The sequence below is a fragment of the Actinobacillus equuli genome (assembly GCF_900636745.1).
Classification (GTDB): Bacteria; Pseudomonadota; Gammaproteobacteria; order Enterobacterales; family Pasteurellaceae; genus Actinobacillus; species Actinobacillus equuli.
The window spans coordinates 2,110,634-2,131,182 of sequence record NZ_LR134310.1; the positions used below are offsets into that span (position 1 = coordinate 2,110,634).

17 protein-coding genes are annotated in these 20,549 nt (G+C 40.8%); 11 read left to right on the forward strand and 6 right to left on the reverse strand.

Annotation, left to right across the window (positions count from 1 at the left end; genetic code table 11):
* Positions 1-65: 65 nt before the first annotated feature.
* The 5 genes from glgB to EL121_RS09875 all read left to right on the forward strand — a co-directional run bounded on the left by glgB (position 66) and on the right by EL121_RS09875 (position 9,905).
* Entirely contained in the window at positions 66-2,351 is a 2,286-nt protein-coding gene (glgB, locus tag EL121_RS09855) for a 1,4-alpha-glucan branching protein GlgB (protein WP_039196421.1), read from the forward strand.
* A 3-nt stretch (positions 2,352-2,354) separates the two neighbouring features.
* Positions 2,355-4,337 (forward strand): glycogen debranching protein GlgX, encoded by a 1,983-nt coding sequence (gene glgX / locus EL121_RS09860; protein WP_039196422.1) that lies wholly within the window; start codon positions 2,355-2,357, stop codon positions 4,335-4,337.
* Positions 4,338-4,373: 36 nt separating this feature from the next.
* A complete protein-coding gene (glgC, locus tag EL121_RS09865; protein ID WP_039196423.1) occupies positions 4,374-5,684 on the forward strand; it encodes a glucose-1-phosphate adenylyltransferase in 1,311 nt (436 codons plus the stop codon).
* A gap of 94 nt (positions 5,685-5,778) precedes the next feature.
* Entirely contained in the window at positions 5,779-7,215 is a 1,437-nt protein-coding gene (glgA, locus tag EL121_RS09870; RefSeq protein WP_039196424.1) for a glycogen synthase GlgA, read from the forward strand.
* Between the two features lie 188 nt (positions 7,216-7,403).
* Entirely contained in the window at positions 7,404-9,905 is a 2,502-nt protein-coding gene (locus EL121_RS09875; protein ID WP_039196425.1) for a glycogen/starch/alpha-glucan phosphorylase, read from the forward strand.
* 109 nt (positions 9,906-10,014) lie between these two features.
* Here the strand turns inward: EL121_RS09875 and ndk are convergent, their stop codons facing one another.
* Positions 10,015-10,431 (reverse strand): nucleoside-diphosphate kinase, encoded by a 417-nt coding sequence (gene ndk, locus EL121_RS09880; RefSeq protein WP_039196426.1) that lies wholly within the window; start codon positions 10,429-10,431, stop codon positions 10,015-10,017.
* Positions 10,432-10,485: 54 nt separating this feature from the next.
* Positions 10,486-12,543 (reverse strand): methionine--tRNA ligase, encoded by a 2,058-nt coding sequence (gene metG, locus EL121_RS09885; protein WP_039196427.1) that lies wholly within the window; start codon positions 12,541-12,543, stop codon positions 10,486-10,488.
* Between the two features lie 198 nt (positions 12,544-12,741).
* Between metG and EL121_RS09890 the strand changes: the two genes are divergently transcribed.
* The 4 genes from EL121_RS09890 to EL121_RS09905 all read left to right on the forward strand — a co-directional run bounded on the left by EL121_RS09890 (position 12,742) and on the right by EL121_RS09905 (position 16,652).
* Positions 12,742-13,506 (forward strand): hypothetical protein, encoded by a 765-nt coding sequence (locus tag EL121_RS09890; RefSeq protein ID WP_039196428.1) that lies wholly within the window; start codon positions 12,742-12,744, stop codon positions 13,504-13,506.
* A gap of 154 nt (positions 13,507-13,660) precedes the next feature.
* Complete coding sequence (gene menC / locus EL121_RS09895) at positions 13,661-14,638, forward strand: o-succinylbenzoate synthase (protein WP_039196429.1); 978 nt, start codon at positions 13,661-13,663, stop codon at positions 14,636-14,638.
* A 125-nt stretch (positions 14,639-14,763) separates the two neighbouring features.
* On the forward strand, positions 14,764-15,456 hold the full coding sequence (gene rsuA / locus EL121_RS09900) for a 16S rRNA pseudouridine(516) synthase RsuA (RefSeq protein ID WP_039196430.1): 693 nt from the start codon (positions 14,764-14,766) through the stop codon (positions 15,454-15,456).
* Positions 15,456-16,652: a Bcr/CflA family multidrug efflux MFS transporter gene (locus tag EL121_RS09905; protein WP_039196431.1), complete on the forward strand. Its 1,197-nt coding sequence runs from the start codon at positions 15,456-15,458 to the stop codon at positions 16,650-16,652. Before rsuA ends, EL121_RS09905 begins: the two co-directional genes overlap by 1 nt.
* Before the next feature lie 47 nt (positions 16,653-16,699).
* On the opposite strand, the gene EL121_RS09910 is transcribed toward EL121_RS09905, so the two are convergent.
* Together EL121_RS09910 and EL121_RS09915 are read right to left on the reverse strand one after the other, a co-directional pair.
* On the reverse strand, positions 16,700-17,086 hold the full coding sequence (locus EL121_RS09910; RefSeq protein ID WP_039196432.1) for a hypothetical protein: 387 nt from the start codon (positions 17,084-17,086) through the stop codon (positions 16,700-16,702).
* 74 nt (positions 17,087-17,160) lie between these two features.
* A complete protein-coding gene (locus tag EL121_RS09915) occupies positions 17,161-17,730 on the reverse strand; it encodes a TorD/DmsD family molecular chaperone (protein ID WP_039196433.1) in 570 nt (189 codons plus the stop codon).
* 57 nt (positions 17,731-17,787) lie between these two features.
* Here EL121_RS09915 and nfo point away from each other — a divergent pair, with 57 nt between their 5' ends.
* Together nfo and EL121_RS09925 are read left to right on the forward strand one after the other, a co-directional pair.
* A complete protein-coding gene (nfo, locus tag EL121_RS09920) occupies positions 17,788-18,630 on the forward strand; it encodes a deoxyribonuclease IV (RefSeq protein ID WP_039196434.1) in 843 nt (280 codons plus the stop codon).
* 130 nt (positions 18,631-18,760) lie between these two features.
* The gene (locus tag EL121_RS09925; RefSeq protein WP_408608509.1) at positions 18,761-19,354 is read left to right on the forward strand and encodes a C40 family peptidase; all 594 of its coding nucleotides are present in this window, start codon (positions 18,761-18,763) and stop codon (positions 19,352-19,354) included.
* 39 nt (positions 19,355-19,393) lie between these two features.
* Here the strand turns inward: EL121_RS09925 and EL121_RS09930 are convergent, their stop codons facing one another.
* A complete protein-coding gene (locus tag EL121_RS09930) occupies positions 19,394-19,849 on the reverse strand; it encodes a LexA family protein (protein WP_039196435.1) in 456 nt (151 codons plus the stop codon).
* A gap of 234 nt (positions 19,850-20,083) precedes the next feature.
* Positions 20,084-20,470 (reverse strand): autonomous glycyl radical cofactor GrcA, encoded by a 387-nt coding sequence (grcA, locus tag EL121_RS09935; protein ID WP_005622661.1) that lies wholly within the window; start codon positions 20,468-20,470, stop codon positions 20,084-20,086.
* Positions 20,471-20,549 lie beyond the last annotated feature (79 nt).

Here is a 20,549-nt window from a genome sequence, read left to right on the forward strand (position 1 = left end):
AAATGCAAACGTTTTCGTCAGAAAAGAAAAATAATTTAGAGTGTAAAAAAATGAGGAAGCAAATAATGACAGCTTATAATTATTCAGAACAAGATTCGTCTTTTATTGAGCAGCTTTCCGGTGGGTATTGCAAAGACCCGTTTTCCTATTTGGGGAGTCATTTTGAAAATGGACATTGTGTAGTAAGGATTTATTTACCTGAAGCAGATGCCGTTACAATTATTGATGATCAAGGACGATGTTTATCGGAAACGATAAAGATTGATGATTGCGGTGTTTTTGTCGCTTTACTTGATTGTTCCGACCCTCATTTCTATTACCGTTTACGCGTTACTTATCCTTTGGGTGAAATTGATATTGAAGACCCATACCGTTTTAAATCCTCTCTATTCGCATTAGATAATTGGTTATTATCTGAAGGCACTCATCTTCGACCTTATGAAAAATTAGGCGCTCATTTTGAAATTCAAGAAAATATTGCCGGTGTGCGTTTTAGTGTTTGGGCGCCAAATGCAAAACGTGTCTCTGTTGTCGGTGATTTTAATTATTGGGACGGTCGAGTACATAGTATGCGCTTTCATGTAGAAAGCGGTATTTGGGATATATTTATTCCGAATATTGATGCAGGATCATTATATAAATTTGAATTATTAGATAGCCATGGTCATCTGCGTTTGAAATCGGACCCTTATGCTTTTGCTTCACAGCTTCGCCCTGAAACGGCTTCGGTCGTTGCCGGATTACCGGATATTGTTGAGGTTGAGGAAAAACTTCGCCGAGCAAATAATATTGATCAACCGATTTCAATTTATGAAGTTCATCTAGGTTCTTGGCGCCGCAATTTAGAAAATAACTATTGGCTGAATTATGATGAAATTGCCAATGAACTCATTCCTTATGTAAAAGATATGGGATTCACTCATATTGAATTACTTCCTATTACCGAATATCCGTTTGATGGCTCTTGGGGTTATCAGCCTATTGGACTTTATTCGCCAACTAGCCGCTTCGGCTCGCCACATGATCTCCGTTCGTTTATCCGCAAAGCTCACGCAGCGGGCATTGCAGTGATTTTAGATTGGGTGGTCGGACATTTCCCAACCGATTCACACGGTTTAGTGCAATTTGACGGTTCACATTTATATGAGCACCAAGATCCGAGAGAAGGCTATCACCAAGATTGGAATACGTTAATTTTTAATTACGGTCGTAATGAAGTTTTCAATTATCTCTCCGGCAATGCGTTGTATTGGACGGAACGTTTCGGCATTGACGGTTTACGTGTGGACGCGGTTTCTTCAATGATTTACCGAGATTACTCACGTAAAGACGGTGAATGGATTCCAAACCAATATGGCGGACGTGAGAATTTGGAAGCGTTGGATTTTTTACGCCGCACCAATCAAATGCTTGAGCAAGAAGGTCATGCTGCGGTGACGATAGCAGAGGAATCAACCTCATTTAACGGCATTACGCATGCGGTAAGCCAGCAAGGCGTAGGTTTTGATTATAAATGGAATATGGGGTGGATGAATGACACGCTCCGTTATATGGCGTTAGATCCGATTCATCGTAAATATCATCATGACTGGATGACATTCGGCATGATCTATCAATATAGCGAAAAATTTATTTTGCCGCTTTCGCATGATGAGGTGGTGCATGGCAAAGGTTCCTTAATTGGAAAAATGCCGGGTGATTGTTGGCAAAAATTTGCGAATTTACGTGCTTATTACGGCTATATGTGGGGCTATCCGGGCAAAAAATTATTGTTTATGGGTAATGAATTCGCTCAAGGACGAGAATGGAACTTTAACGAAAGTTTGGACTGGTTCTTGCTTGGTGAAGAAGGTGGCAATTGGCATAAAGGTATGTTGAATTGGGTTCGAGATCTGAATCGTGTTTATCAACAATATCCGGCGCTTTATCAACTTGATCATGAGCCTAGCGGTTTTGAGTGGCTGGTAGTGGATGATTGGCAACAATCGGTATTTGCTTTTGAGCGTAAAGCGAAAGACGGTTCAAGCGTGATTGTAGTCAGTAATTTCACGCCGATCGTGCGCCATAACTACCGTATTGGTGTCGCACAAGACGGGGTTTATAAAGAGATACTCAACTCGGATGCGGCTTATTATGCCGGTAGTAATGTCGGTAATTACGGTGAGATTCTATGCGAGGAAGAACCGTCACACGGCAAGCCTTATTCTCTCAGCGTTTCATTACCGCCGTTAGCCACGATTTTTATTGTGCGCACAGCAAAACCGGAACAGGAACAAGCGCTGATTAAAAAGGTAGAAAGCGCATTTAAAAAAACGAAAAACGCTAAGAAAAAAAGAAAAAGTAAGAAGTAGCAGATGAAAATATCAGTGGGAAAGCCGTTCCCTCTTGGTGCACAAGCGGGTAAAAAAGGCACGAATTTTGCAATTTTTTCAGCAAATGCGACCGCTATTGAGCTGTGTATTTTTGATGATAAGGGTGAGCAGCGTTATCCGATGCAGCGTAGCGGCGATATTTGGCATCTGTTCGTTTGCGGCGTTGGGAGTGGCACCTTATATGGCTTTAGAGTTTCAGGCGATGTCGATGAGCAAAAAGGCGCATTATTTAACCCGAATAAATTGTTGCTTGATCCGTATGCTAAACGAGTAGTCGGGCTACCCGATGCGCATGATGAGAAGGCGTTAAGCTATTTTATTTGGAATGACTCACAAGATAATGCTCATCTTGCGCCTAAATCTGTTGTCGTCACCGATGATTTTGATTGGACAGGTGAAAAACGACCGCATTATTCGTGGGCGGAAACGATTATTTACGAAGCGCATGTAAAAGGCTTTAGTCGTTTAAATCATAATATTCCGGAGCCGTTACGTGGGACTTATGCAGGTATGGCTCATCCGACATCGATCGCACATTTAAAACGGTTAGGCGTGACGACGATTGAACTACAACCAGTGAGCTACCATGCGGATGAAGTGCATTTACAGCGATTAGGGCTAACCAATTATTGGGGATACAGCGTTTTAGCGCATTCGGCAATTGATCCTTGCTTAGCTTGGGACCAAGAAGATCCGATTTCCGAGTTTAAATATTTAGTTAAAACCTTACACCAAAATGGCTTTGAAGTAATTTTAGACGTGGTTTATAACCATACGGTGGAAGCCGGCAAAGACGGTATGACGATCTGCCAAAGAGGAATTGATAACCAAAGCTATTATTGGCTGGACGAACAAGGTGAATACCGCAATTGGACAGGGTGTGGCAACGCATTAAATTTAGCTCATCCGATGGTATGCCAATGGGCAATCGATAGCTTAGTGTACTGGGTGGAAGAATGCCATATTGATGGTTTTCGTTTTGATTTAGCGACAACATTAGGACGAACCCCTTCTTTCTCAAATATTGCGCCGCTGTTTGAAAAAATCAAACAGACACCGGCATTGCAACAGATTAAGTTAGTTGCGGAGCCTTGGGATATTGGCCCGGAAGGCTATCAAGTCGGGCATTTTCCGGCAGGATTTGCCGAATGGAACGATAAATACCGTACCACAATGCGCAGCTTTTTCTTAGGTGAAAGCGGCAACTTAGCCGAATTTGCCCGTCGTTTAGCTGGAAGTGACGACTTATATTGGCAATATGCGCCTTCTAAAAGTATTAACTACTTCGCCTCTCATGACGGTTTTACCTTACAAGATCTCGTGAGTTATAACAAAAAACATAATCAGCCAAATGGCGAACAAAACCGAGACGGTGATGAACATAATTATAGTAATAATCATGGTGTGGAAGGGGATACGGATAACGAATTGGTAAATATTTTGCGAGATCAGACCGCTTGTAGTTTGCTTGCGATACTGTTTCTCTCAAATGGCGTACCTATGTTACGTGCCGGCGATGAGTTGGGACATTCGCAAAAAGGCAACAATAACAGCTATTGCCAAGATAATGAAACGACTTGGATTAATTGGCAGCAAGCGAATGATAAACGTATCGGCTATGTCGCCAAGTGGATTGATTTACGTAAACAAATTTCGTTGCTTTCCCACCAAAGTCATTGGTGGACGGAAAATGACGTGCAATGGTTTTCCGCATACGGTGAGATTATGCAGGTGGATGATTGGCATAATGACTCACTCAAAGCATTACAAATTCTTCTTCAAGAACAATGGCTTATCTTAATTAATGCCAAAAAAGATAAGCAACAATTTTTCTTACCTCAAGGCAAATGGCATTTTTACCTTGGAAAAGAAACGGCAACTTTGATAGCGGATGCGCAGGCGGTTACTCTTCAACTGGAACAGATGGGAGTATGCGTGCTTCAAAGGAAATTAGGCTCACATTAGCGTGATAAATGACACACAACAACGGAGAAACAAAGTATGCTTACACAAGAAAAAAACGACTTAACCAGAAACGATATTACTAACGATACGTTAGTACTTATTTTAGCAGGTGGTCGTGGTTCACGTCTTTATGAGTTAACTGACAGACGCGCAAAACCTGCCGTGTATTTTGGTGGTAGCCGCCGCATTATCGACTTTGCGCTTTCAAACTGTATTAATTCTAATTTACTTAAAGTGGGGGTAATTACTCAGTATGCCGCTCACTCATTACTACGTCACTTACAGCGTGGTTGGTCATTCCTACCTTATGAACGTAATCAATATATTGATATGCTACCGGCTCGTCAGCAGTTGGACGAAAACACTTGGTATCGTGGAACCGCCGATGCGGTATATCAAAATATGGCGATGATGAAATCGCATTACCGTCCGAAATACGTCGTGATCCTAGCCGGCGACCATATTTATAAAATGGACTATACTCAGATGCTGCGTGACCACGTAGAAAGTGGTGCGAAATGTACTGTTGGCTGTATTGAGGTTCCGCGTGAACAAGCGGTCGAATTTGGCGTAATGGCGGTTAACGATAAATTAAAAGTGAAAGAATTCGTAGAAAAACCGTCAAATCCGCCGGCAATGCCTGATAAGCCGAATTCATCGTTAGCTTCAATGGGGATTTACGTGTTTGATGCGGATTATTTATATGACGTATTAGAACGTGAAGCCTCTATTCCAGGAACTTCACACGACTTTGGTAAAGATATCATTCCAAAAGCGGTAGAAGAAGGCGTGTTATATGCGCATCCGTTTGAACGTTCATGTAAAGGTCGTAATGCAAGCGGTTCGATTTATTGGCGAGATGTCGGTACGATTGACAGCTATTGGGCGGCGCATATGGATTTAGTTTCGGAAGAGCCGCAACTTGATTTATATGATGAATCTTGGCCGATTCACGGACGACCGCAACAAACCGCACCGGCACGTTTCTTCTATAAAAAAGCACGTCAGCATACTTTGGATAATTCATTAATTGCCGGTGGTTGTGTGGTCACCGATGCGGAAATCAGTAATTCGGTCTTATTTGCCAAAGTAAAAGTAGACGCCGAAACCGTGATTGAACACACGGTGATTTTACCGCAGGTAACGATTGGTAAGAACTGCGTGATCAAACGTGCGGTAATTGATCGTCACTGTACCATTCCTGATGGATTGGAGATCGGTGTGAATTTGGAAGAAGATGCAAAACGTTTCCGAGTCAGTAAAGGTGGGATCGTCTTGGTGACCCAGAAAATGCTTGATTCATTAAGCGGTTATGAGTCCAGTATAAAATTCCATCATACAATTTAATCTTATACAGGTGGGCGTTTAGCCCACCTTTGGCGCTTTTACAAGCGGTCTAATTTTCTCTCTATTTTACAAATACAAATTAAACGGCAACAAAATGAAAATTCTACATATTTGCTCGGAGATGTATCCGTTAATTAAAACCGGCGGACTTGCGGATGTGATGGGGGCTTTGCCTTATGCACAGCAGCAAGCTGGCAATGATGTCCGAGTTTTGCTACCGCTCTATCCTCAAGTAGCGGAAAAAATTGGGGAAACAAATGAAGTAGTCACTTTAGGTACTTTTGCCGGTTTAGTGACGATTCGTTTTACTTATTTCAATGGTTTGGGCATTTATCTGATTGATGCGCCACATTTATTCCAACGTTCAGGTAATCCGTATCACGATTCCGGTTATGCTGATTATCCGGATAACTATAAGCGTTTTGCTATTTTAGGCTATTTAGGCGCACAGTTATCGGAAGGGCTAGATCATTGGTGGGGAAAAGCGGATATTTTGCACGCACATGATTGGCAAGGCGGCTTGGCTTGTGCTTACCTGAAAAGTTGGCACAGCCCGGTGAAAAGTGTTTTCACTATTCACAATATTGCCTATCCGGGGCGCTTCCAACCGCATCATTTACCGGAATTGGGTTTCTCATGGGATTTCTTCCAAGCGGAAGGCATGGAATTTTACGGTGAAATCTCATATCTGAAAGCCGGATTGTATTATGCGGATCGTATCACTACGGTAAGCCCGACTTATGCGGTGGAAATTACCGAACAAATTGCCGGTGGCGGAATGCATGGCTTGCTACAAACACGTAAAGCGCAAGGGCGTTTACACGGCGTGTTAAACGGTGTGGACGAAAAAGTATGGAATCCGGAAACCGATGAAAATATTGTAGCGACATACAAACCGAGCTATATGCACGGTAAGGCGAAAAACAAAGCTGAGTTACAACGTATGTTTAACTTACCGGAAGACAAAGATGCAATGCTTATGGTCATGGTAACTCGCTTAACGGAGCAAAAAGGGGCGGATTTCTTACTGGACAGAATTGATGATGTAATGCAACAACACGTGCAATTAATCGTCTTGGGTAGCGGCTCTCCGCATTTAGAATATCTGTTAAACGAGGCTCGTAGCCGTTATCCGGAGCAAATCGGTTTATATATCGGTTATAACGAAGCATTGTCTCATCAAATTATTGCCGGTGGTGATGTTATTCTTGTGCCAAGCCGCTTCGAACCTTGCGGTCTAACGCAGTTATACGGTTTGAAATACGGTACTTTACCGCTAGTTCGCCAAACCGGTGGTTTAGCCGATACGGTGGTGGATAGCCACAAAGACAGTATCGAACAACGTAATGCAACCGGATTTGTGTTCAAATACCCAAGCAGTGATGATTTCTTTGAAGCATTCCAACGTGCGGTAAATCTTTGGAAAAAACAAAAGTTATGGTCTAGTGTGCGTCAAAATGCGCTAGCGCAAGATTTCGGCTGGGCAAGAGCCGCAGCAGCTTATCAGGCGATTTATCAAGAGATTGTATAACCTCACTTTTCACAAGCGGTCGGAATTTGCAAAAAAATTGCGAAATCCTACCGCTTATTTTGTAAACAATAGCAATAAAGCAAAATCTTTGTGATTCTCCAGCGATTTTTATGGCATTAACTATAAAATTGTTGTGCTTTTTTACTCGATTTCCATTTGTTACTTTATTTGTTAGTTAGGAGCTATTCATGGGCAATAAAATTTTAAGTCCCGAAAATATTCAACATGTAAAAGATGCCATTTTATATAAATTGGTTTATGCGCTTGGGGTAGAGCCTCGTGAAGCAAGTAAACGTAACTGGCTAAATGCAGCGTTACGTGTGGTGCGAGATCTTTCTACCGAGTCGTGGCTACAAACTCGTCGCAGCCAAGTGGCGAACGCCAGCCGCCGTGTGTATTACCTTTCAATGGAATTTTTAATGGGACGTACGTTCTCAAACGCAATGATTGCGGAAGGTGTGTATGAGTTAGTCGATGCCGCATTAAAAGAACTCGGACAAAATATTGAAGAGATTATTAACGAAGAAGGTGATCCGGGTTTAGGTAACGGCGGTTTAGGGCGTTTAGCCGCTTGCTATATGGATAGTCTTGCCGCAATGAAAATTCCGGCGATTGGTTACGGTATTCAATATGAGTACGGTATGTTCCGCCAAGAAATCCGTAACGGCGAACAAGTAGAGCAACCGGATCAATGGTTAGAAAATGAATTTGTATGGCCGTATTTGCGTTCAAGTAAACGTTTCCCGATTCGCTTTGGCGGACGTATTTGGCAAGAAGGCAAAAAAACCGTATGGCAGCCGGATGAAGAGATTCTTGCTCAAGCTCACGATCAATTAATTCCCGGCTATGAAACTACCGCAACCAATAGTTTGCGCTTATGGTCGGCGCACGCTTCAGGGAAAGGCTTCGGGTTAGCGGATTTCAACCGTGGCGATTATTTTGCAGCAATGAGCCATCAGAATTTATCTGAGAACGTTTCTCGGGTGTTGTATCCGGACGATTCTACTTATAACGGACGTGAATTACGTTTACGCCAAGAATATTTCCTCTGTTCCGCTTCGGTACAAGACATTATCCGTCGTCATGAAGCGGAGTGCGGATCTTGTGCCAATTTAGCGGATAAAGTAGCGATTCATTTAAACGATACCCATCCAACGCTCGCAGTGCCGGAATTAATGCGCATCTTAATTGATGAGAAAGGCTATAGCTGGGATCAAGCGTGGAATATGACTCGCAAAATTTTCTACTATACCAACCACACCTTAATGAGCGAAGCATTGGAAACTTGGCCGGTGGAAATGTTAGGACGCATTTTACCGCGTCACTTAGGCATTATTTTTGAGATCAATGAATGGTTCTTAAATGAAGTGCGTGAAAAATTCCCGGGTGAAGAAGATTTAGTACAACGTGTGTCACTGATTGACGAACACGGTGATCGCCGAGTGCGTATGGCGTGGGTAGCGGTTGTGGCTTCAAGCAAAGTAAACGGTGTGGCAAAAATCCACTCGGATTTAATGGTGGAATCCATTTTTGCCGACTTTGCTCGTATTTATCCGGATCGCTTCACCAATGTTACTAATGGGGTAACCCCTCGCCGTTGGATCAAAATTGCCAACCCGGGTTTAGCCAATATTTTAGATAAACGTATCGGTAAAGATTGGTTAACCGATCTCAGTGAATTAGAGAAATTCAATGTCTTTGTGGATGATGCGGATGTTCAGGCTGAAATTTCGGCGGTGAAATATGAGAATAAACGCAAGTTAGCCGATTATGTTGAGAAAAATTTAGGCATCAAACTGAATCCGGAAGCGATTTTTGACGTACAGGTTAAACGTATTCACAAATATAAACGCCAACAGTTAAACGTATTACATATTATTACGTTATATAACCGTATCTTAAAAAATCCGAATGCGGATTGGACACCACGAGTGTTTATCTTTGCCGGTAAAGCGGCAAGTGCTTATTATGCGGCGAAGAAAGTCATTCGTTTGATTAACGATGTTGCAAATGTCATCAATAATGATGAACGAGTACGTGATTTGATCAAGGTGGTATTTATTCCAAATTATGGCGTATCACTGGCGCAGATGATCATTCCGGCAGCGGATGTGTCCGAACAAATTTCATTGGCGGGTACTGAGGCATCAGGTACGTCTAATATGAAGTTTGCCTTAAACGGTGCGCTAACTATCGGGACGTTAGACGGTGCGAATGTTGAAATTTTGGAACACGTCGGTAAAGAAAATATCTTTATTTTCGGTAATACCGTAGAACAGGTGGAAGAGCTGCGTCGTAATGGTTATTCGCCGTATCATTATTATGAAACGGACGGTGAATTAAATGAGGCGGTTTCGCAAATCTTAAACGGTAAATTCTCACCGGATGATCCGTATCGCTATCAAGATCTGATTCTAAATTCAGGTGACTATTACCAAGCCTGTGCGGATTTCCGTAGCTATGTTGAAGCGCAAGAACGAGTTGCAGCCGCTTATCGCAATAAGAAAGCTTGGACGCGTTCGGCAATTATCAATATTGCCAATATGGGCTATTTCTCATCAGATCGCTCGGTATTAGATTACGCACGAGATATCTGGCATATAGAGCCAATGGATGAGGTGCAATTAAAAGAAAATACTGATTTAGCAAGTATTATTGAAAGCTCAAGTAAGCTATTGATTATTCGTTAATAATATGGACAAGCGGTCTGTTTCTTGCAAAACTTTGCTGAAATTTGACCGCTTGTAAGTGCTAAAAAAGCCGTTTGTTTTGAACAAACGGCTTTCTTTTTAGTCTCGCTTAAATAATTTCATTCGGTGTGAAGAAGTATGCGATTTCACGTTTTGCCGATTGCTCGGAATCCGAACCGTGAACCGAATTCTCACGACCGCTGATAGCGTAGAGCGCTCGAATCGTGCCGGCTTTACGTTGTTCCGGGTTAGTTGCACCCATTAATTCACGGTAGTGAGCGATAGCGTTTTCACCTTCAAGTACCACCGCAACAATCGGTGCCGAAATCATAAATTCGACTAACGGCGCAAAAAATTCCTTACCTTGGTGTTCGGCATAGAAGCCTTCCGCTTGTTTTTGGGTTAGTTGTACTTTTTTGAGTGCTTTAATGGTTAAGCCCGCTTCTTCTAAATGGCTAAGAATTTTACCGATTAAATTACGTTTTGTTGCATCGGGTTTAATTAAACAAAGCGTTTGTTGGATCATTGTTTCTCCTTAATTCGCAAAAAAAGCGGTGAATCTCACCGCTTGTTGTTGCTTTTATTTTACTTGCATACCCGGGCGGATACCTTCATCAGCTGAAAGTAAGAATAAGTCTGCACCGCCGGTGCCTGCTGATAAGATCATACCTTCCGATACACCGAATTTCATTTTACGTGGAGCAAGGTTTGCTACCATAATCACAAAACGGCCGACTAATTCTTCCGGATTGTTATAAGCCGCTTTAATACCTGATAACACTTGACGTTGGTGATCACCTAAATCTAATTGGAATTTTAATAATTTGTTTGATTCCGGTACGGCTTCACAGCTAATCACTTTTGCCACACGTAAATCTAATTTTGCGAAATCATCAATTGTGATTTCCGCTGCGATAGGCTCAACAGCCGTATTTTCGGTATTTTCCACTTTTTGTTTTCCTTTTTTATCTTCTGCTTTATTTTGCTCTGCAAACAGCGCCTTAGTTTCTTCAATCACCGCATCAATTTGTTTTTTCTCAAGACGAGAGAACAATGATTTAAACGGTGCGACATTTTTACCTAATAATGGTTGGCGAATGTTGTCCCACGTTAATTCTGCTTGTAAGAAGGCTTCAGCACGTTCCGCTAACTGTGGCAACACCGGTTTTAAGTAACTCATTAATACACGGAATAATTCAATACCCATTGAACAAACCGCTTGTAATTCCGCTTCACGCCCTTCTTGTTTTGCGATCACCCAAGGCGCTTTATCATCGACATATTTATTCGCTTTATCACAAAGATCCATAATTAAACGAATCGCTTTGTTAAATTCACGATTTTCATAATGTGTTGCGATTTGTTCCGATTGTGCAATAAATTCTGCGAAAAGTGCTTCGTCTTCTAATTTATCAGCCAGTTTGCCTTCAAAACGTTTTGCAATAAAACTTGCATTACGTGAAGCAAGGTTCACTAATTTATTAACGATATCGCTGTTTACACGTTGTACGAAATCTTCAAGGCTTAAATCTAAGTCTTCAATACGCTCGTTCAGTTTTGCCGCATAGTAATAACGTAAACATTCCGGATCGATATGTTTTAAATAGGTACTTGCTTGAATAAAAGTACCGCGTGATTTTGACATTTTCACACCGTCGACCGTGACGTAACCATGTGCAAATACATTGGTCGGTTTACGTAATTCACAACCGTCTAGCATCGCCGGCCAGAAAAGACTGTGGAAGTAAACGATATCTTTACCGATAAAGTGATAAAGTTCAGTTTCAGCGTCTTTTTTCCAGAATTCATCAAAGTTTAAACCGGTACGATCACATAAATTTTTGAATGACGCCATATAGCCGATAGGCGCATCAAGCCATACGTAGAAGAATTTATTTTCCGCATCCGGAATCGGGAAACCGAAGTAAGGTGCGTCACGGCTGATGTCCCATTGCTGTAAACCGCTTTCGAACCATTCTTGCATTTTATTCGCGATTTCCGATTGTAATGAACCTGAACGTGTCCACTCTTTCAACATACCCTCAAAGCTTGGTAAATCAAAGAAAAAATGCTCGGATTCTTTCACGATCGGTGTTGCACCGGACACGGCAGAACGCGGGTTAATTAAATCCATCGGGCTATACGTTGAAGCACACACTTCACAGTTATCACCGTATTGATCTTCCGCCTTACATTTCGGGCAAGTACCTTTTACAAAACGATCCGGAAGAAACATTTGTTTTTCAGGGTCGAATAACTGAGAGATCACACGACTTTTGATAAAACCGTTAGCACGTAATTTTTTATACATTTCTGTAGTAAGTTCACGGTTTTCTTCGCTATGAGTCGAATGATAGTTATCGAAACTGATATTGAAGCCTTTGAAATCTGCTACGTGATCAGTTTTTGCTTTTTCAATTAATTGTTCCGGAGTAATGCCTTGTTTTGCGGCATTAAGCATAATCGGTGTGCCATGAGCATCATCCGCACACACAAAGTGAATCTCGTTGCCACGCATACGCTGGAAGCGCACCCAGATATCCGCTTGGATATGTTCAAGCATATGGCCTAAATGGATTGCACCGTTCGCATAGGGTAAGGCACAGGTAACCAGCATTTTTCGTTTTTGGTTTGACATGAGTGATCTCTCTGAATTTGTTACAAAATTTCGTAAATTGTAGCGGAAAAAGGGCTTTTTTTCTAGAGCGTATCCTAAATGAGCCTACTTATTCGCTTATTTTGCATAAAATTAACAAAATTCTTTTGTAAAGAATGTAGTTATTTTGTAAAAGACTGGTAGAATAAATATAGAATAAAAATTATAGAAGGAGAACGAATGTTTTATTTAAAAAAACATTATTATGACGGCATTGATAAACAAGGAAACGCGTTTATTATTTATTTTGCCGAGTTAATGTTATGGGGAATTAAAATTCCTTATTCTTCCATTTTATTTAATAGTAAGAACGGTCAGCAATTTGAAAAAAGTAGCTTGTTTAAATTAAAGCAAATAGATCGTTCGATTAATCATTCTCGTTTAAATTTTTCAGCTTATTGGATTCCGCATTCATCCGAACTCAAATCCACATTAGTTTATAACCCTACTCAGTATATAAATTGGTATTGCCATACGCCGAAAGGGAATTTTCATATCACTTTTCAGGATAAGGAATATCAAGGATTAGGTTATGCGGATACGCTTGAAATGAATTTCCCACCTTGGAAACTAGCCGTATCAGAATTATATTGGGGACGATTTTTGTCTGAAAATCATACGGTTATTTGGAAGGAGTGGAAAGGAAAACAATCGTTTAAACAGCTTATTTGGAACGGAAAACAATATAATGATTTTGAAATTCAAGAAGAAGGAATTTTGTTACCTTCTGAAAATATGTTCCTACGTTTCCAAATGTCAACCATGTTAAAAAATGAACCAATCGGAAATGTAGTTACCAAAATACCGTTATTAAAATATTTTCTGCCTAAGCGTTTTTTGCGGACACGCGCAATAAAATGGAAAAGTGAGACCAAAATACTGATAAATCAAAACGTACAAGAAGTAGGCTACGCTTTATATCAGAAAGTGTTATGGAGAAAGTAAAGAAACAAGATTGAAAAATTAATTTTTGGTCATTTTTTGATTTTTTAACATTGTGGTGATATAAATTTTTCGAACAATCAATAAAGATCTTCTCGTTTCAGGCAAGAATAGCGGTAAAATAAGTCTAAAATTTTGCAATTTTTGAGGACTTATTATGCGTAAAGCACAGTTATATCGTTACCAGATTCCGGTAGAAACCGGCGTTATTTTACGTCATCGCCGATTAAAACAGCGTGAAGGTTTAGTGGTTAAATTAACTGAAGATAACCAAGTCGGGTGGGGTGAAATCGCCCCGCTACCTGAATTTAGCCAAGAAGATCTTTCGCTTGCTCAGCAACAAACGGAACAATGGCTTGCGAAATGGCTAGCCGGGCAACAAGATGACCTGGACAGTTATGTGCCTTCTGTAGCGTTTGGTTTAAGTTGCGCATTAGCGGAATTAAACGGAGAACTAGCTGAGCAAGGAAATTATCGTGCAGCAGTACTTTGCTATGGTGATCCGGACGAGTTATATACAGAGTTGAATGCACTGGAAGGTGACAAAATCGGCAAAATGAAAGTCGGGCTGTATGAGGCTAATCGTGACGGCCTAATTGCCAATATGTTGCTTGAAGCTTTACCCGATTTACAATTACGTTTAGATGCGAATCGAGGCTGGACGCTTGAGAAAGCGGTTAAATTTGCCGAAAAAATTGCAAATGAAAACAAAAGCCGTATCCAGTTTATTGAAGAACCGTGCAAAACACCGGAACTTTCCCGTCTATTTGCTCAAGCCTCAGGCATCGCGATTGCTTGGGATGAAACCGTACGAGAGCCGAATTTCGTAGTAAAAAACGAACCGAATGTGACCGCTATTGTAATTAAACCGACCTTAGTCGGTTCGTTACAAAAATGTATTCGTTTAATTGAGCAAGCTCATCAACAAGGGCTTATCGCTGTTATCAGTTCCAGTATTGAATCGAGTTTAGGTTTAACTCAGCTTGCTCGGTTTGCACAGCAATATACCCCACAGACAACCCCCGGTTTAGATACGTTAGATCTGATGCAATATCAGTTACTACGTCCTTGGAAAGACTCTAACTTACCCATTGCCGAGTTAGATAGCCCGTTTGTGCAAGAAATTATGCTATAATGCTCACTCTATAAGCGGTCAAAAACAGACAAGAATTTGCAAAAAATTAAGCATTTTTGACCGCTTTCCATTAATTCAATTTCAATGAAAGTTAAATCTCTCCTTTATATATTCAAGAGAAAATTATGCGTTTAGATAAATTTATTGCCGAAAATACGGGTTTAACTCGTTCCCAAGCAGGAAAAGCTTTAAAAAGCGGTTTAGTGACGGTTAACGGAAAGATCGAAAAGAGTGGATCAGCAAAAATTAGTGAAACAGATGAAATTTGTTACGAAGGCGAACGTTTAGAATGGGTCGATGAAGGTCAATACTTTATGCTGTATAAACCGCAGGGGTATGTGTGTTCGCATGATGACGGTGAATATCCGACCGTCTTTCAATTTTTTGATTATCCACTGATGACTAAATTGCATACCGCAGGACGTTTAGATGTGGATACAACCGGTTTAGTTTTATTGACGGATGACGGTAAATGGTCGCATCGCATTACTTCGCCGAAACACCATTGTGAAAAGACCTATTTGGTAACGCTTGCCGATCCGGTAGAAGATTTTTATGCGGAAAAACTTGCGGAAGGGATTTTATTACGCGGTGAACGCGAGCCTTGTTTACCGGCACAAATGGAAATTATTGATGATTACAATGTGAATTTAACTATCAGCGAAGGGCGTTATCATCAAGTAAAACGTATGTTTGCCGCTTTAGGTAATAAAGTAGAGGCATTACATCGCTGGCGTATCGGTGATGTGGTGTTAGATGAAAGCCTTGAAGAAGGTGAATATCGTCCGCTTACCGAGCAAGAAATAGGGGGCTTCTGATGGCAACCCAAAGACCGCATCCGTGCTTTTTTATTATTTTAGGAATGATGGCAATGCTGCCACCGCTTGCGATCGATATGTATTTGCCTTCATTCCTTGATATTGCACGAGATTTACAGGTTTCGCAGGAAAAAGTGCAAACTACATTGGCGGTATTTACTTTCGGCTTCGCTGTCGGGCAGCTATTCTGGGGGCCGATGGCGGATAGTTTTGGACGTAAACCGATTATTTTATTTGGGCTTGCCGGATCAGCTATTGCTGCGTATTTTCTAACGGCGGTAATGACCATTGAAAATTTCTATTTATTGCGTTTAATTCAAGGGCTTTGTGCGGCAGCGCCAGCTGTGGTTTTGGGGGCTTTAGTTCGAGATTTATTTGATCGTAACCGCTTCGCCCAAATGATGTCGGTCATTATGATCATTTCAATGCTTGCTCCGCTATTAGCGCCGATTTTGGGTGGATATATTGCAAAATATTTTCACTGGCATTCGATTTTCTACACCTTAGTATTTATGGGCGTCAGTTGTGTGTTCTTGATCAGCTGGAAAATCCCTGAAACATTAGCGGTAGAAAAACGTCAATCGCTTCAATTTGGCATTGTTTTTAAAAACTTCTGGAAATTGTTATCGGATAAAAACGTCTTAGGCTATGTGTTAGTGGGGGGCTTAACTTTTGCCGGTTTATTCTGCTTTTTAACCTCAGGTTCGTTAGTTTATATCGGTATTCACGGTGTATCGCAGGAATATTTCGGCTATTTCTTCGGTTTAAATATGATTGTGATGGTCGCAATGACTGCACTAAATGGGCGCATTGTCGTTAAAGTCGGTTCAGAGAAAATGTTGAAAATCGGCTTACTCGTTCAGTTATTAGCTGGTATTTGGCTTGCGTGTGTCGCCGTCTTCCAATTAGGCTTTTGGGTGATGGCATTAGGGATTCCGTTTTATGTGGGAATGCTTTCGACCATCGGTAGTAATGCAACGGCAGCGATTTTAGATCGTTACCCGCAAATGGCGGGTACGGCAAACGGTTTAGCCGGAACCGCACGTTTTGGTATCGCTTCTGTGGTTGGTGCAATGTTATCGCATATTGCGGTTACGAGTGAGCGCCCGATGTTATATGCAATGGCTATTTGTACCTTAGCTGCTTCTGCTATTTATTACTTGTTATGCCGTAACAGTACTGAGCAAGCGGTTTAATTTGGCTTAAATTTTACAAAAACGGACACTTTGCAGTGTCCGTTTTTTTACCAACAAGCGTAACAATAATGCCAAGGGCGGAAACGAGTACGCTCAAAATCATAGTAACGTTGCATTTCCTCTAATTCCGCTTGGTGTTTATAGTTATCCCACGCGAGTTTATAGCAAGATTGGAACAGTGGATCATTGGCTTTTTTCTGGTAGCGCTTGGTAAAGGCGGCTTTTTCTTTTTCGGTTTGAGCCACCGGCGGATCATATAACTGCGCCATTAATTCGGCAGTTTCTACATCACACTGTTTAGCTAATGCTACCGATAAGGCTTGATGTGCCTTGAGTTGTTGCGCCTGTCTGGCAGCTTGTTGTTGTGGCGTTAAAGCACAAGCAGAAAGCAATAATGAGAGAAGGACAGGCGTTATTCGAATACACTTTTTCATATTAGCCTCCAAATGATTATGCTAAAAATTAAGCTCTTCGAGTTTATCACTCAAAGAGCTTTTATTCACACAAATTATTCGCTTTCTTGTTCGGATAATTCTTCTAATTCGTCAGCCATTGCACTGAGTGCATCACGACAAAGTTGAGCAAGCGCTTTATAGAAACCGCTATCATGCGCTTCAATTTGTCCTAAGAATTTAGCAGCACATGGCAATAAAAACTGCTCAAAAAAGGCCTGCTGTGCTGTACTTGAATCTAAATTGTCTTCAATCCAAGAGGCGGTAAGTAATAAAAGTGCAACGTGATCAGGTTTTTCTAATTCCGGCATTGCGCGAGTTTGGCGGAAGTTGATAAAGTCTTCAACCGTAATTTTATAGGCAGAAATTGTTGTAGCAATAGCTCCTGTCTCACCAAAAAGTGCTTGATAGCTTGCTTGTAATTGCGTAGGGTTAGCATTTTTTTCTAACGTTGTTAAAGCTAATTCACTTTGAGCATCGGTTGAAAGTGCCCATTGCTGGCGTAAACCGCCTTGTGCAAGCCAAGCAAAGGTACCAGCAAGAATCGGATCAGTTGGGGAACGGTAGAATAAGTTGCCGAATAAACGGCACAATAGTGAAAAATCGTTAATGGTTGTTTCGCTCATAAGTAATGATTTATAAAGGTTAAGAAGTTAGCCATTTTACACGAATAGGATAAGAAGATGAAATATATTGGTGCGCACGTGAGTGCTTCGGGTGGTGTCGAGAATGCTGTGTTAAGAGCGGTTGAAATTGGCGCAAATGCTTTTGCTCTATTTACCAAAAACCAACGCCAATGGAAAGCCCCTGCATTAAAAGCGGATACGATTGAGAAATTTAAGCGTTTTTGTAAGGCGCATCAGTTCTCACCGGATCATATTTTACCTCATGATAGTTATTTAATTAATTTAGGCAATCCGGAAGCGGAAAATTTAGCAAAATCACGAGAAGCTTTTATTGATGAAATGGAACGGGCAAATCAGTTAGGACTAAAACTACTGAATTTCCACCCTGGTGCACATTTAAATAAAATTTCGGAAAGTGAGTGTTTAGCACGCATTGCCGAGTCGATTAATATTGCGGTGGAAAAAGTACCGAATGTTGTTGCGGTAATTGAAAATACAGCTGGTCAGGGTTCTAACCTTGGCTATCGTTTTGAACATTTAGCCGAAATTATTGACCAAGTGGAAGATAAAAGCCGAGTAGGTGTTTGTTTAGATACCTGTCATTTGTTTTCGGCCGGTTACGATATCAGTTCATTACAAGCTTGTGAGCAAACATTTACCGAGTTTGGGCAGACGGTCGGTTTCCAATATTTACGAGGAATGCACTTAAATGGTTCAAAAACACCGTTAGGCAGCCGCGTGGACCGTCACCACACATTAAGAGAAGGCACAATCGGCACGGATTTTTGCAAATTTATCATGCAAGATGACCGTTTTGATAATATTCCGCTTATTTTAGAAACAATTCAGCCTGAAATTTGGGCAGATGAGATAAAATTTTTGCGGACATTGTCAAATTAATAGACTATACTAAATAAGCTTATAACTTAAGGCTTATCGGTCGGTAAGCCTTTTTTGTGTGAAATTTTATTTTAGACTTTATTTTTAGATATAGGAATCAACCGCTGTAGTTGTTCTGGCGAGACAAATTATGATTAAACAAAATTCTACTTTTACAAGGCTTAAGCCGTTATTCACCACAGTATTGTTTGCAACGATTGCAAGCTATTCATCAATGGCTTCTGCTAGTTTAAGTAGTACTCCCGCCACACCGAATCAAATCAAAATTGTTGCTAAAGCAGCAACCGCTGATCAAATTAAAGCACAGCTTGCTTATAAAGCTTCCGCAAAAGCAAAATCTCCTACAGTAGATAACACATCCGCAAATTCAGCTACTCAAAAAGTAAATAAGATCTATCGTAAGTGGGCCGGTACTCATTATCGTTTAGGCGGAGAAGGGCATAATGGTATCGACTGTTCCGCTTTTGTGCAAAAAACAATGCTCGGTGCATTTAATATTGATTTGCCACGTTCAACCGCAGAGCAACGTTATTCAGGTCGTTCAATTTCAAAATCAGAATTACGCCCCGGCGATTTAGTATTCTTTCGCCGCAATAATCACGTAGGGGTTTATATTGGTGGTGGTAAATTTGTTCACGCCAGTACAAGCCAAGGTGTAACAACAAGTTCACTGTCAGAACGTTATTGGGCCAGAAACTATACGCAATCTCGCCGAGTAATGTAATACTAAGGTCGCTAAATGATAAATTAGCGACCTTTTTATTTATGCGGCATATTTTCTCTCGCTAACTTGTGCAAAGCGGTGACGCATTTGGTGTACAACATTTGTAATTACGCCGGCAACTGTCACTTCTTGCCAGCTTTGCATACGTAAATTCGGTTCGCTAACATCTAGTGAAAAAAGAATAATTTCGTTTGTACCTTCATTATTCTCAATTTCTTTAAAGAACTGGTAAAACTTATATTCGCCATTTTTCTCAATTACAAGCAGATCGTTTACTAAATATTGAGCCGATTGCTCAACGATCAGCAGATCATCCAATTCAATCCCCCAAGCGATTAGGTTAGGATTTTTAACCTGTATAAAAAAGGTTTCTGTCGGGCGTTTAATGCAAAGTGAATTAAGATCTAATTTGATTGAACGTTCGCTATTCATATCACGGTACATTGGTAGCGGTTGATATGATAATTCACGTGTAAGCGGTCGAATTGAAGCCATCTTTGTTATCCTCTATCTAAACTGTGTGTTTATACAGGTTATTTTACTGATTAAAAAAACAGTGTCAATCTTGTTTTGCAATTTTTTTTGTAAAAATATCCAGTATTTTGTTTGCTTTATCATATGGAGAGAGTATTGAACAAGCGGTGGAATTTGGCGCAGAATTTGTAAATTGCGGGCAATAAAAAAGCACCCGAAGGTGCTTTTTTAAGAAAATTGGCAGTAAAGCTGTTATTATAAGCTTTCTGTGAAAGTACGAGTAATTACATCACGTTGTTGTTCTGGGGTTAATGAGTTGAAACGAACTGCATAACCAGAAACACGGATAGTTAATTGTGGATATTTCTCTGGGTTTTTAACCGCATCTTCTAATGTTTCACGGCGTAAAACGTTAACGTTTAAGTGTTGACCACCTTCAACTTTGATTGTCGGAGCAACGTTTACCGGTACTTCACGGTATGAAATTTGACCTAATTCACTGATTGCAACGATTTGGTCTTCTTTGTAAGCATCACCTTTTGCAGCGATACAGCGAGCTTCGTTTTTCTCTTCATCTAATAACCAGAAAGAGTTTACTAAGTTGCTGTTTGAAGATTCTGTAATTTGTACGCCCTTGATCATTTTGATACTCCTAAGTATTGGCTAGATAATTATAAAATTTTTTGATAAATTCAAATTTTGTTTATGTGGTGAATTTTAT